We start from the raw sequence: 11,756 nt of genomic DNA, 5'->3' as shown, positions 1-11,756 counted from the left end.
GCAACGACTGGCCAGAGCCCCAAAAGACGAGGCGCCGGCCTGAGCCTCTACCAAGTCGTCCGCGAGCTACAGCTCCTCCTCGCGACATGGACCGGTGCCTGCCCCACCTGCCACCGCGACATACCCACACTCACTCCGACCTGACCAAGCCCTACTAGGGTCAACCTCACCCGGCTCTGGCAAGTTTGGGCAAGTTTCTCGCTCTGAGCCGCAGGCGCGGGCAAGCTCTGGCACACAGATCGTCGTCTCGGTTCGAGGAGGACATCATGACCCTGCGGAAGCTCGGCAAAGACCCGGAGAGCCCGAGCGGCGGCTCGCCCACCATCTACCTCGACGAGGAGAAGGACACCTACGTCGTGCAAGGGTGGAAGGTGGAGGACAGGGAGCGCCTGGACCAGATGGACATCCCCGCCCATGAGTCGTCGGTGGAGATCCCCAGGCGCATGGTCCAGTTCTTCCTGGAGATGGCGAAGGACGCGCAGGACCCCGCACCGGAGGTGAAGAAGGATGACGGCCCCGACGTTTGAGGAGCTGTTCCGTAGCTGCCAGAGGACTGCGGTCCACCTGGAGATGCGCGACGCCTATATGAAGTCGGACCCGGCCTTCATCGACTGGAAGGCCGGTAAGACTCTCGACCCCGCCGAACGGTGGGCCGACTGGCACAGCCTCGTCACGGAGGCGACTTCCCGAGGTGTCGAGGTCCGCCGGGCCCGTGTCGTGTCGACACCTGTGAGCGAGTACATCCGCTTCGAGCACGCCGTTACGGATGGTCTGAACATCGCCGCCGGGGAAGCCGTGCGCTGGCTCTCGCGCCGGCAGGCCACGGACATCGCGTTGCCCGGCAATGACTTCTGGCTGTTCGACTCCAGCCTCGTTCTCCTGAATTACTTCGATGGAGAGGGCGAGAACATGGAAGTGGAACTCACGGAGGCCCCGGAAGTGGCGAAGCTCTGTGAGTCCGCCTTCGAGGCCGTGTGGAAACGGGCGACACCGCACGCAGAGTTCGAGTTGGCCTGACAGTACGAACAACAGCGTCGCGACGACATGACATCACCATCTTCGAGTGTTCAGGAAGCCCGCAGAGCGCTCGGGAAACGCCTGGCTGAGATCCGGAGCGCAGCCGGAATCAGCAAGCGGGAACTGGCCAGACGTTGTGGCTGGCACGAGTCGAAGGCATCGCGCTTCGAGAGTGGCACTCGCGCGCCCTCGGAGCGCGACCTTCGCGATTGGTGCTCCGCCTGCGAGGCGGACAGTAAAGCCGAAGATCTCATCTCGACGGCCCGCGGAATCGAGGGCATGTACGTCGAGTGGCAAAGGATGGAACGCGACGGGCTGAAGTTGGCCCAGGAGTCGGTTCTCCCGTTGTGGGAACGTACCCAACGGTTCCGCATCTACTCGCCGTGGCTCATCCCTGGGCCAGTGCAGACGGCTTCTTACATCACGGCCCTTCTGATCTCCATCCGAGACCGGCGCGGCCTCAAGGACGATGTGCCGGCGGCCGTGAAGGTTCGCGTGGAAAAGCAGAACATCGTCTATGGCCCCCACACCTTCGCCATCCTCCTGGAGGAGAGTGCGCTCCGATACCGAATCGGCGGAGCCGACGTGCTGAGGGGCCAGCTCGGATACCTCCTCACCGTCATGGCGCTTCCTTCGGTGAGTATCGGAATCATCCCGCAGGATGTCGATCGGACGCTCTGGCCCGTCGAGGGATTCTTCCTGTACGACGACAACACCGTGAACGTCGAGCTGGTCTCCGCTCACCTCACCGTCGTACAGGATCACGAACTTGCCCTGTATGCCCGGACGTTCGCTGATCTGAAGAAAATCGCCGTGTACGGTGCTGAAGCGCGGCAGATCATCACCGCTGCCATCGAATCTCTCGGATGAACGTCTGGCAAGTACGGGCACACTCGTAGAGCCGCACCCGCAGCCCTTCCTAGCTTTGTATCCCGGCGTAATTCGTGCTCGGGAGGGGCGAAGCGGTGATCACTGTGGCAAGAACCGGCAAGTCGCTTGAGGCGGCGACCACTTCAGCATGCGAACCCGATCCGCTCGACGTGGACGGGATTTGGACGCGGACCGACATCGTCCTGTCCATGAACTTGAGCACGACCACCCGCGAGGAAATGGACGCTTCCCTGCCGGCGGTGGTCGACCAGTTGAGCAGCCTCCTGAACGCGGATCTGGGCCAGGCCGAGGACCACCTCGTTGCGGGGCTCGTCCGCAAAGGCCGTGGCCTCATCGAGCACGGGGAGCGCCCGACCAAGGACACGCCCGCCTTCGGCGTCTTCATCTACCTCCGCGACACGGCCGCCGTCGCGCGACGCCTGCTGTGGATCTACGCCGAGCGCGAGGGGATCACGCCACATGCCGGTTGAAGTCGGGCGAGTCATCAGGGAGTTGGCCCACTACTTGCATGTGCACCCGGCCGAGAAGATGGCGCTGATGCCGTTGTACGACGCCGCGCGTGACCACGCTCAGCGCCGGGCGTGCAAGCACGCAGGCCGTTGCCCTGCCATCACTGCCGGGCCGATCGTCATGAACGAGGTCGGTCACGTCCTGGCCTTCCCGCACGAGGGCCGCAACGTTCTCTTCGAGGCCGAGCCCGAGGACGAGGACAGCACCCTGAGCGGCGCAGCGCTCCGCCTGTTGGAGGAGACAGTCGGTGTCCGGGATGTTTGGACGGAGCCCGGCTCCGAGGGGCCGTTCCTCGTGGGTGTCACCCCGAGCGGCCTCCATCGTTACGGGCCTCGCATCCGCGTCGGCTTCCGGTACCTCTACAGGGCCCACTCCAACGTGATCGCGACGGGCCGTGCGGTCTGGGTACATCCCCGCGAGATCGGAATCGTTCCTGTTCGGGACCGCGTTCTCTCCCACGCGACGAGCGCCCTGTGAGCCCGGAAGTGAAGCGCCAGGTCGCCTACGTGCTGTGCACCGTCGCCGTGGGGACGGCTGTCGTCATCGGCGTCTGGAGGAGCTGAGTGTACGAGCGCAGGGCCAGTGAGCCACCGCGGATTCCCCCCGCCCCGCTCGGCGCCACCGCCGCCACGAGGCCCCCCGGCGAGATCAAGGTCGGGGACTACCTGTTCGTGGGCGACGCTTTCCGTCGCATCGCGGACATGCGGTCTGATGGCGGGTCGCGCCGCACGCTGATCTTCAACGACCACAGGCCGGTGACCGTGAACCAGTCGACTGTGACCTACCGACCCCCCAACCGCACCTGATCTGAGCCGCGTTGGGGCAACCCATCCGAGTTACCCGCATCACGCGAGGAGCTTTGGCATGCACTTTCGCAAGATCCACGGAGCCGGGAACGACTTCGTTCTGATCCCGGCCGCCGAGCCGGACGCTGAGAAGGCGTGGGCCAAGGAGGCTGAACGCCTCTGCGCCAGGAGAACCGGCGTCGGCGCTGACGGGCTGGTCATCAGCACTCTCGTCACGGACGCTCCGCCCTTACTCCATGTCGACTGCTATAACGCGGACGGCAGCCTCGCCACCATGTGCGGCAACGCCCTTCGCTGTAGCGCGTGGGCCGCACGCCGCGACTACGGCTACGCGGAGATGACGCTCCGGATGGCCGGGGTCGATCACCACGCGACGGTAGAGGGTGACACCGTGTGGGTCACGGCCGAAGTCGGCACGATCGAACCACGCACCGTGAACGTCGTGATCAACGGGCGACCCACGTGGTTCGACAGCGCTCACACCGGCACCGAGCACGTCGTCGCCATGGTCGACGACGTAGACGCGATCGACGCCGAACTCGTGGGCCGCCTGGTCCGCAATCACGAGGCGCTCGCCCCCCTCGGCACGAACGTGAACTTCGTGCAGCCCGCCGGCAAGCAGGCCCTCAAGATGCGCACCTACGAGCGCGGCGTCGAGGCCGAGACCCTCTCCTGCGGCAGCGGAACAGTCGCGGCCGTCGTCATCGCCTCCATGCGCGGCCTCGTCGCCGCCCGTGAGGTAACCGTCCACAACCGCGCCGGGGAGCCGCTGATCGTGCGCCCCTACGCAGACCGGCAGCACACGAAATGGGTCGGCGGCCCCGTCACCCAGGTCTTTGAAGGAGTCACCGCATGACGAACTTCCTCGAACCCACCGACGCAGAGGCCGTCCAGCGCGCAAGCGGCTGCCTGCGTGGCTGGCGCCGCGAACACCAGGGCCTGAAGGTGGCCGTCGTGTACGGGCCGCTCTCGATCGAGGACCAGCTCTACTCGACGAAGTGCCCCGTGGAACAGCGGTCGAGCACGGCCCTGGCCGAGTCCCTCGCGAGCCTCGGGATGTGGTTCAAGGTCCTCGACCCCACCATCCCCGAGTTCATCCAGGAGGTGTCCCGGTTCGACGTGGCCCTTTCCAACCTTCACGGCCCGTTCGGGGAGGACGGGAAGTTCCAGGGCCTCATGGAGTACCTGCGCGTGCCCTACTGCGGGAGCGGCGTCTCGGCGTCCGCCGTGGCGGCCGACAAGATCCTCTGCAAGCGCGTGATGGAGACCCTCGGTGTCCCCACCCCCGACTGGCGAGCCTGGTCCGGCGGCCCGGCCGAGTGGGACGGCGACAGCGTGATGGTCAAGGACCCGCTTGGCGGGTCCAGTGTCGGCATGACCCTCGTGCACGAAGAGGTGGGCTTCGCGGAGGCGCTCAGGGCTGCCGTCGGCACCGAGAACGGCCAGGTGCTCATCGAGAGCTACACCCCCGGCATCCCGGTCACGGTGGGCATGCTGGAGCTGCCCACGGGGGAGGTGCTCATCTTCCCCCCGCTGGCAACCAAAGTTCACGAGGCCGAGTTCTACGACGCCGACACGAAGCTCGACGCGGACTCGAAGGGCACCGTGTCCGTGTCCCGCGCTGACCTGGACCCCGAGGTGCTGTCCCGGCTGGTCGGCCACGCCAAGACGCTGTGGGACGGCCTCGGCATGCGGGGGCAGGCGCGGGTCGACTTCATGGTGACGGGCGCCGACGAGGTGTACGCCCTGGAGGTGAACTCCACGCCCGGCATGTCCTGGGGCAGCAACTACGTCACGGGGGCCGTTCTGTGCGGGCTCAGCCACAGTGACGTGGTGCTGGCGATGCTCCACGAGGCGCTGACTCGGCGGCCGTACGATGTGCCTCTGCCCGCTCCCGTATTCACGCCCATGACTTCGGTACGGGAGGCTGCTGCCTGACCCGTAGGAGTCCGCCACAGTGCCGCACGTCCACGACGTTCCCATGTGCCGCCAGCTCATCGAACCCGAGGAATGGGAACTGCACGGGGGGTGGGCGCTCGGGAGTCGGCTGGAGTGGTCCAACCGAGCGTGCGGACTGGCGTCCCTGCGGATGATCCTCCTCGCCTACGGGCACGAGGCGCCCACGGTGACAGAACTCCTCAAGCTGGCCGTGAAGAACGAGATCTTGACGCCCCGTGGTGCTCTGCACGCGGGCATCGCCCGGCTCGCCACTGAGCTGGGCGTGCTCTCGACGGCCGAAGCCGTTCCCGCCGAGGAGCTGCCGGCGCGACTTGATGAGGCACCGCTCATCGTGTCCGTGACCGAGCAACTCCCCGAGGACGGCCGGTCCGGAGGGCACCTCGTGATCCTGCGCGGCTATGACTCTGGCCCCGACCCGACGATCCACTTCAGGGACCCGTCGAGCTGGGGCCAGAGTCACGACCGTGTTCTGCTTAGCCGCTTGTCCGCTTCGTACACGGGGCGGGCAATCACCTTTGCACCCCTGACCAACGGAGAGACACGATGACCGAGGCAGAAGGCGCCGCCACCACCGAGACGGCGCCCGAGCCACAAGCCGGTCGCATCATCGCAGTCCTCGGCGAGATGCTGGAGCTGGGTGATGAAGCCTTGGAGGCTCACCGCAGCGTTGGCAAGACGGCTGGCGAGCTGGGCGTCGACATTGTGATCGGCGTCGGCGGCGACATGGTGAAGCAGATGGTCCTCTACGCCGGGGTGCATGGGGTCGAGAACCTCGCACTGGTCGCCGATAACAAGACCGCCGCGGAATTCCTCGAAAAGGTCCTCCAGCCCGGCGACAAGGTGCTCATGAAGGCGTCACGCGGCGGCATGCTGTGGCAAATCGCCCAGCGGCTCACTGGCCAGCCTGTCACCGGCTTCTGACTCCTCCGGAACGGCGGCCAGCCTGTCACCGGCTTCCGACTCCTCCGGAACGGCTTCAGAGGGGGCGCCGGACGCCTGACTGGCCTCCGGTGCCTCTTCGCGTTCCTGGGTGGGCGCCGAAGGCGCTGGAGCGGGCTCGGCGGCCTCTGCGCTCGCGCTTCGCCTCGCCGCCGGGGGAGGTCCGTCGTCCTGTGCCTTCTGCTCGGCCTGCGCCTCATGGAGCCCCTGCGCGAGCTGCCCGAAGGCGACGGCCGACACAGCATCCACGTTCGGCGCCTTGGCCGTGATGGGGTCGGTCAGCGTCTCGCCGGTCTCGCTGTCAGTGGCCTGCGTGACCACCGTGGGAATGTCACTCTCGGTCGACTGGGTGACCTCGGTCGTGATGGTCACCCCGTGCGGCGTCTCCGTCGTCACTGTCACCTTGACCTCGCCCGTCTCCTCCGAAACCGAGGGGACGACCGTGCTGAACAAGCGAAACGCCGACCGGCTCCAGCCCTGGAACGGATTGAGAGCGTCCACCAAATCCCCCAGAGCATCACTGGAGTCTTCAGCGGGTCCCAGCACACACGGGCCCGTCAGGGGACGTTGCCCTGATTGCGTCAACCCCGCCGCCTTCGTACACGAGGCGCCCCGCCGAGACACACAGACCCATCCCCACCAGGGCTGTACCGACGATCCCCCGCAGTGAGGCCGGGTCTTCCGGTGATCCTCCTGCGAGTGACGGTGTGCTTGCGGTGAATTGCTCGATCACCTGAGCGCACGGTCGATCCTCCCCCTTTCATGATCACCAGAGCGCAACGCCTGGCACCTCCACCACAAACGGAACTACACGCTCCGTGTGACGGGAAGGTGATGTTTGCATATTGGAAGTGAGGGCATCGTAAGCGCCTCGTCGGAAATCGCACGCGCGTTCCCATCCTCGGGCGTGTCGCGTCCCGTAGGCTGGCGTCGCAGATCAGGCGGCACGTAAGGCCCTGGGGCCGGAGGGTTGGAGATCATGACCGAGCGCAGGCCGATCGAGGCATCGCTTACCGATATGGATGGCGTCCTCGTACAGGAAGGCGTCCCGATCCCCGGCGCCGACGCCTTCCTCAAGAAGCTCCAGGACTCAGTGCAAGCCGTTCCTGGTCCTGACGAACAACTCGATCTACACCCCGCGTGACCTCAAGCGTCGGCTGGACCTCATGGGCCTCGATGTGCCGGTCGACAACATCTGGACCTCGGCCCTCGCCACGGCGCAGTTCGTCGACTCCCAGCGCCCCGGCGGCACCGCCTATGTGATCGGCGAGGCAGGGCTGACCACGGCCCTGCGCGAGGTCGGCTACACCATGTCCGACGTGGACCCCGACTACATCATTCTTGGCGAGACGAGGGTCTACTCGTTCGAGGCCATGACGAAGGCCGTGCGCCTCATCAACGCGGGCGCCAAGTTCATCTGCACGAACCCCGACGAGACCGGCCCCTCGGCGGAGGGTCCACTGCCGGCAACCGGCTCGGTCGCTGCCCTGATCGCGAAGGCCACAGGCAAGGAGCCTTACTTCATCGGGAAGCCCAACCCCCTGATGATGCGGCACGGGCTGAACAAGATCGGCGCCCACTCCGAGGCCGCCGCCATGATCGGCGACCGCATGGACACCGACGTGCTCGCCGCCCGGGCCCGCAGGACCGGCGACGCGGGACCGGTCCCCGTACGGCGGGCCCCCGGCGCGGACACGGCGATCGCCGAGGGCGCCGCCCAGCTCGTCCTGGCCCCGGTGTTCGGGCGGGTGCCGTAGGCCCCGTGGGCCCCGGGGGGCCCGCACCGGGGCCGGGTCTCAGACCAGGTCGACGAGGTCCGCGATGGAGTCGACGACCGTCGTGGGCCGGAACGGGTAGCGGTCGATGTCGCCGAGCGTCGTCAGGCCGGTCAGCACCAGGAAGGTCTCCATCCCGGCCTCCAGGCCCGCGAGGACGTCCGTGTCCATGCGGTCGCCGATCATCGCCGAGCTCTCCGAGTGCGCGCCGATCGCGTTCAGCCCGGTGCGCATCATGAGCGGGTTCGGCTTGCCCACGAAGTACGGCTCCTTGCCGGTGGCCTTCGTGATGAGCGCGGCCACGGAACCCGTCGCGGGCAGCGCGCCCTCCGGCGAGGGGCCGGTGTTGTCGGGGTTGGTCGCGATGAACCGCGCCCCGTTGTTGATGAGCCGGATCGCCTTCGTCAGCGCCTCGAAGGAGTACGTCCTGGTCTCGCCGAGGATCACGAAGTCCGGGTCGGAGTCGGTCAGGATGTAGCCCGCGTCGTGCAGCGCCGTGGTCAGCCCGGCCTCGCCGATGACGAAGGCCGTCCCGTTGGGGTGCTGGGTGTCCAGGAACTTGGCGGTGGCCAGCGCCGACGTCCAGATGTTCCGCACCGGGACGTCGAGGCCGATGCGGCTGAGCCGGGCGTGCAGGTCGCGCGCCGTGTACATCGAGTTGTTGGTCAGCACGAGGAAGGGCCGGCCGGTCTCCTGCAGCCGCTTGATGAACGCGTCGGCGCCCGGCACCGGGACGCCCTCGTGCATCAGCACGCCGTCCATGTCCGTGAGCCACGAGGTGATCGGCTTGCGCTCTGTCATGGGTGCTGACTCCTGGCCACTGGACGGGGCGGTCATCCCGGAGCCGCCCGGGGGCGGAGTACCGAGGCCACCATCCTATTCGTTCACCCGAACGCCGGGCCCGGCAGCAGATTGCCGTGTTCACGACAGTCGCGTGCCGGGGCAGGATGAGCACCGAGCGCTCGTCCACCCCCGGAAAGGGGCCGCAGAGGGAGCCAGGTCGACATGAGACTCACCGGTACGCCGCGTGCCCCCCGGGCACCGCAACGGCTCCTCGGGGCTGAACAACCCGAACACCCGGGACCTCGCCGACTACCGGAACGCGGTGTACTGGATCAAGGGCCGGATCGACGCGAACGGCGCGAACCTCGGGAACGACACCCGCTTCTGGGCCGAGGTCCCCGCCATCTGACGAGAGCGAGTGGGCGAGTGGGAGCAGGCGAACGGGGCGGTCCGGTGCCGGTACGCGCACGGAGGGTGGCGGGCGTCCTGCTGTGCTGCGCCCTCGTGCTCACCGGTTGCGGCGGGGGTGACGGGGGCGACAGGGGTGGCGGGGGCGAGGACGGCCGCGGCGGCGCTCCCGCCCGGCTCACGCCCGGCACCGCCCACCACCCGGCCGACCCCGCGGACCTGAACGGCGACGGGCACGCCGACGCCGTCCTCTCCGACGGGCGCGCCGCCGTCGTGCTGTGGGGCGCGCACGACGGGCTGGACCCCCGGCGCACCACCCGGGTCACGGCGGCCGCCCAGCCCCTGCGCGCCGACCTGGACGGCGACGGCTTCACCGACCTCGTCGCCACCACCGGCCTCGACGGACAGGGGCGGACGCTGCTGCTGCGCGGCGGTCCGCGCGGACTGGGCCGCCCGCAGCGGCTCCGTACCCCGCCGGGTTTCGTGCCGCGCGCGGCCGGGGACTTCGACGGGGACGGCGCCGTCGACCTCTTCGACGGCGGCCGGGGCGGTCGCGCCGACCCGGGCGCGGCGCCCGGCCACGTCGACGGCCGGCTGCTGCGCGGGCCCTTCACCGGCCTCGCGCCCGCCTCGGCGCAACGGCTCGACCTGGGGCAGCACGGGTACAGCAGCCCCTCCTCCGTCGCCGCCGGGGACTTCGACGGCGACGGCCGCACCGACCTCGTCCTCGGCTACGCCTACGACGCCGAGGAGGACGAGTCGGCCCCCGAGGACCTGACCCCGGTGAGGTACGAACGGGGCGGTCCGCAGGGACCGCGCCGGGATCGTGAGGCCGAGGCGCGTCTGGTCCGGGCGGCCGGGGCCGGGGAGGGCGGTTTCGCCGGGCTCCCCGGGGACGTCGACGGCGACAAGGCCCAGGACCTCCTGGTCCCGGGCACCGGCCCGGACGGGCACGGGCGGCTCACCGTGCTGCGCGGCGGCCCCGGCGGTCCGGGCACGGGACGGCCCGCGACCCGCGTGTACTCGGGCGGGCAGCGGTACTTCGGTGCCACGGCGCTGGCCGGCCGGATCGACGGCGACGACCGCCCCGACCTCGTCCTCGGCGCGCCCGACGCCCGCCGCCACGACGGACTCGTCACCGTCGTCACCGCCGACGGCGGCCGGCAGCGGCTGACCGCCCTGGACGACTGGATGCCCGGCCGCCCCAACAAGGCGCACTGGAACGAGTTCGAGCCGCTGGCCCTGCTGGACGCCGACGGCGACCACCACGACGACCTGCTCGCCCTCGCCCCGCGCCACGACGGCGGGAAGGGCGCGTACGTACTCCTGCGCGGCGGCGAGGACGGGCTGTCCACCCGCGACGTCCGGCACTTCGCGCCCGCGGACGTCGGCCTGCGGTGAGCGCACCCCGCACAAGCTGACCCGGGGTGTCCGGACCGGTACGCACGGTCTGCCTCCGACGGTCACCGAGAGGTGCGGAGAGTGAAAGGGGCGATGCGCCGCGTGGCCGTCCGGTATGTCCGGAAGGGGAAAAATGCCGCCTGCCTGTGGGGTGGGGCATAGGGCGTGGGTCATAGACCGGGCCGGGTAGTAGTGGCCGGCCCCGTCCGGGCCTGCCCTTGAGGGGGCCGGTCGTCGTTGCCGGGCTCGTCTACTAAGCGTCGTCGCAGGTCACATGGTTGCCAGGGCGGGGAGCCGTTCTCCATGGTGGGTGACGTACCGGGGAGCCGAGCGCCGGACCCGGGCCACAGGCACAGAGCAGGACGCCGAAGAGCCCGCCTCCAGACACCGGCCCCAAGACACGTCGCGGACACGGAAGTCCGCACGGAGCACCGCCCCCTTCAGGGGTGAGCGGATCGCTCCCGTGTCGCCGACACACCTCGTTTGTAGTCGGCCTCCCCATGCCGTCCCCCTTGGAGAGGTACCCCATGACTGCCCTTCGCCGTGCCCTGAACCCCCGCACCGCCGCCACCGCCGCGATCGCCACCACCGGCGCCGCCGCCATCGCCCTGACCCTGGCCCCCCAGCAGGCCCACGCCGCCGACACCGCCCGGCCCGCCAAGGCCACCACCACGGCCGCCGCGCTGACCACCCAGGCCGAGCACCTCGCCGCCACCGCCAAGACCACCGGCGCCAAGACCTCGGACGCCAAGCCCGCCTCCGCCACCGCCGTGGTCACCGGCCTGCAGGACAAGGGCCTGAAGAAGTACGGCAACCACCTCGACGGCTGGATCCGCACCTCGCTGGACATCATGCACGCCAAGGGCATCCCCGGCACCTACAAGGGCCTGCACTCCAACATCATCCGCGAGTCCTCCGGCAACCCCCGCGCCATCAACAACTGGGACGTCAACGCCCGCGCCGGCGTCCCCTCCAAGGGCCTGCTGCAGATCATCAAGCCCACCTTCGAGCGCTTCCACGTCGCCGGCACCAAGAACGACCAGTACGACCCGGTCGCCAACATCGTCGCCTCCGCCAACTACGCCGCCCACCGCTACGGCACCATCGACCTGGTCCACTCCGCGTACTGAGGGCGGCCCCACAAACCGCCTGAGTCCCGGGGAACCCCCGCACAGCGCACCACGGTTGGCGGGCAGGGGGACTCAGGCACCCCCTTTCAGGGCCGGTGGCCGGGACGGACTCTCACGAGTCCGTCCCGGCCACCGGC

At 68.9% G+C, this 11,756-nt stretch carries 15 protein-coding genes and 1 pseudogene; 14 read left to right on the top strand and 2 right to left on the bottom strand.

Going from position 1 to position 11,756, the window contains the following annotated elements:
* Nucleotides 1-266: 266 nt before the first annotated feature.
* From AB0J21_RS29860 to AB0J21_RS29815, 10 genes are all read left to right on the top strand, one after another.
* Nucleotides 267-527, top strand: coding sequence for a hypothetical protein (locus AB0J21_RS29860; protein ID WP_363149271.1), 261 nt, complete (start codon nt 267-269; stop codon nt 525-527).
* Complete coding sequence (locus AB0J21_RS29855) at nt 508-1,017, top strand: DUF6879 family protein (RefSeq protein ID WP_363149270.1); 510 nt, start codon at nt 508-510, stop codon at nt 1,015-1,017. Before AB0J21_RS29860 ends, AB0J21_RS29855 begins: the two co-directional genes overlap by 20 nt.
* Before the next feature lie 27 nt (nt 1,018-1,044).
* A complete protein-coding gene (locus AB0J21_RS29850; RefSeq protein ID WP_363149269.1) occupies nt 1,045-1,887 on the top strand; it encodes a helix-turn-helix transcriptional regulator in 843 nt (280 codons plus the stop codon).
* A 209-nt stretch (nt 1,888-2,096) separates the two neighbouring features.
* Complete coding sequence (locus tag AB0J21_RS29845; protein WP_363149268.1) at nt 2,097-2,378, top strand: hypothetical protein; 282 nt, start codon at nt 2,097-2,099, stop codon at nt 2,376-2,378.
* Between the two features lie 40 nt (nt 2,379-2,418).
* The gene (locus AB0J21_RS29840) at nt 2,419-2,895 is read left to right on the top strand and encodes an NUDIX hydrolase (protein ID WP_363149267.1); all 477 of its coding nucleotides are present in this window, start codon (nt 2,419-2,421) and stop codon (nt 2,893-2,895) included.
* An 86-nt stretch (nt 2,896-2,981) separates the two neighbouring features.
* Nucleotides 2,982-3,224, top strand: coding sequence for a hypothetical protein (locus AB0J21_RS29835; protein WP_363149266.1), 243 nt, complete (start codon nt 2,982-2,984; stop codon nt 3,222-3,224).
* 58 nt (nt 3,225-3,282) lie between these two features.
* The gene (dapF, locus tag AB0J21_RS29830; RefSeq protein WP_363149265.1) at nt 3,283-4,080 is read left to right on the top strand and encodes a diaminopimelate epimerase; all 798 of its coding nucleotides are present in this window, start codon (nt 3,283-3,285) and stop codon (nt 4,078-4,080) included.
* Nucleotides 4,077-5,162: an ATP-grasp domain-containing protein gene (locus AB0J21_RS29825; protein ID WP_363149264.1), complete on the top strand. Its 1,086-nt coding sequence runs from the start codon at nt 4,077-4,079 to the stop codon at nt 5,160-5,162. The genes dapF and AB0J21_RS29825 overlap by 4 nt, the downstream gene beginning before the upstream one ends.
* A gap of 19 nt (nt 5,163-5,181) precedes the next feature.
* Nucleotides 5,182-5,730 (top strand): C39 family peptidase, encoded by a 549-nt coding sequence (locus AB0J21_RS29820; protein WP_363149263.1) that lies wholly within the window; start codon nt 5,182-5,184, stop codon nt 5,728-5,730.
* Nucleotides 5,727-6,104 carry a UDP-N-acetylmuramoylalanyl-D-glutamate--2,6-diaminopimelate ligase gene (locus tag AB0J21_RS29815; RefSeq protein ID WP_363149262.1) on the top strand — a complete coding sequence of 126 codons (378 nt, stop codon included), beginning with the start codon at nt 5,727-5,729 and terminating at the stop codon, nt 6,102-6,104. Before AB0J21_RS29820 ends, AB0J21_RS29815 begins: the two co-directional genes overlap by 4 nt.
* Here AB0J21_RS29815 and AB0J21_RS29810 read toward each other — a convergent pair.
* On the bottom strand, nt 6,039-6,623 hold the full coding sequence (locus AB0J21_RS29810) for a hypothetical protein (protein WP_363149261.1): 585 nt from the start codon (nt 6,621-6,623) through the stop codon (nt 6,039-6,041). The genes AB0J21_RS29815 and AB0J21_RS29810 overlap by 66 nt on opposite strands.
* A 478-nt stretch (nt 6,624-7,101) precedes the next feature.
* Here AB0J21_RS29810 and AB0J21_RS29805 point away from each other — a divergent pair.
* Nucleotides 7,102-7,753, top strand: a pseudogene (locus tag AB0J21_RS29805) (HAD-IIA family hydrolase); the annotation flags it as partial.
* 165 nt (nt 7,754-7,918) lie between these two features.
* Here AB0J21_RS29805 and AB0J21_RS29800 read toward each other — a convergent pair.
* The gene (locus tag AB0J21_RS29800; RefSeq protein WP_363149260.1) at nt 7,919-8,698 is read right to left on the bottom strand and encodes an HAD-IIA family hydrolase; all 780 of its coding nucleotides are present in this window, start codon (nt 8,696-8,698) and stop codon (nt 7,919-7,921) included.
* Between the two features lie 226 nt (nt 8,699-8,924).
* Between AB0J21_RS29800 and AB0J21_RS29795 the strand changes: the two genes are divergently transcribed.
* From AB0J21_RS29795 to AB0J21_RS29785, 3 genes are all read left to right on the top strand, one after another.
* Complete coding sequence (locus AB0J21_RS29795; RefSeq protein ID WP_363149259.1) at nt 8,925-9,089, top strand: hypothetical protein; 165 nt, start codon at nt 8,925-8,927, stop codon at nt 9,087-9,089.
* Nucleotides 9,090-9,133: 44 nt separating this feature from the next.
* A complete protein-coding gene (locus AB0J21_RS29790; RefSeq protein ID WP_363149258.1) occupies nt 9,134-10,489 on the top strand; it encodes an FG-GAP and VCBS repeat-containing protein in 1,356 nt (451 codons plus the stop codon).
* Between the two features lie 527 nt (nt 10,490-11,016).
* The gene (locus AB0J21_RS29785; protein ID WP_363149257.1) at nt 11,017-11,619 is read left to right on the top strand and encodes a transglycosylase SLT domain-containing protein; all 603 of its coding nucleotides are present in this window, start codon (nt 11,017-11,019) and stop codon (nt 11,617-11,619) included.
* Nucleotides 11,620-11,756: the final 137 nt, after the last annotated feature.

It is taken from the genome of Streptomyces sp. NPDC049954 (genome assembly GCF_040656295.1).
Classification (GTDB): Bacteria; Actinomycetota; Actinomycetes; order Streptomycetales; family Streptomycetaceae; genus Streptomyces.
The sequence above is the reverse complement of the archived record's forward strand: the minus strand, read 5'-3'. Positions and strand labels throughout refer to the sequence as shown.